The 969-nt window shown below is 43.2% G+C and carries 1 protein-coding gene; it reads left to right on the forward strand.

Annotated features, from left to right (window positions below; translation table 11 throughout):
* On the forward strand, positions 1-969 hold a 969-nt coding region (locus tag EXT48_RS23520), incomplete at both ends, for an AMP-binding protein (RefSeq protein WP_165384144.1).

Here is a 969-nt window from a genome sequence, read left to right on the forward strand (position 1 = left end):
GGGATAATGGGTATCTTGAAGGCAGGGGGGGCGTATGTTCCTTTAGATCCGAATTATCCGGCAGAGCGACTGAGTTACTTACTAGCAGATACAGCGGTTGATATCGTGTTGAGCGGTACGAAGGAGCGGGATGTACTGGGAGAGTTTGCAGGTGCGGTCCTTTGCTTAGATGGGATGGCGGATACGACGGGATATGCATGTGCAGATTACAGTAAAGAGAACCTAGATAGGGAGGAGATAGGGCTTACCTCAAGTCATTTAGCATATGTAATTTATACATCGGGGTCAACGGGACAACCAAAAGGCGTGATGGTTGAGCATAAGTCAGTGGTTAATTATCAAGAGCATATACGAGAAGTGTATAGCATTACAGAGTCTGATAATGTACTTCAGTTTTCAACGGTGTCATTTGATATTTTCATAGAAGAATGCTTTGGAGCCCTATGCCAAGGTAGTACTCTGACACTAAGAAATGAAGAATGTATGCAAGGGCTACAGGAATTTATAGCATTTTGTAATGATAAAAACATCACTTTAGCAAGCTTGCCGACAGCATTTTGGGCGCAGCTAGTTCAACACACAAATATGGAAGTGGCAAATTCATTAAGGATGGTGGTCGTAGGGGGAGAGTCTTTATCAATACATACGGTACAGAAACATCGAGACTGCTTTGGTGATACAGTTAAACTAATTAATAGCTATGGCCCAACAGAAGCGACGGTTACCGCTACAAGTCTGGACACTTCGCTTTTAGAGGAGTCAGCTCAGGTAGTACCGATAGGAAAGCCAAATATCAATAATGAAGTTTTAGTATTGGATAGTAATAGAGATTTGTGTCCAATGTATTGTGTTGGTGAGCTTTACCTAGGTGGCGCAGGTATAGCTCGGGGGTATCTGAATAAAAGCGAGTTAACGGCAGAGCGCTTTATAGATAATCCGTTTTATAGAGAAGGGCAATCCGGCAGCAGC

The organism is Pseudoalteromonas sp. CO348, assembly GCF_004208845.1.
Classification (GTDB): Bacteria; Pseudomonadota; Gammaproteobacteria; order Enterobacterales; family Alteromonadaceae; genus Pseudoalteromonas; species Pseudoalteromonas maricaloris.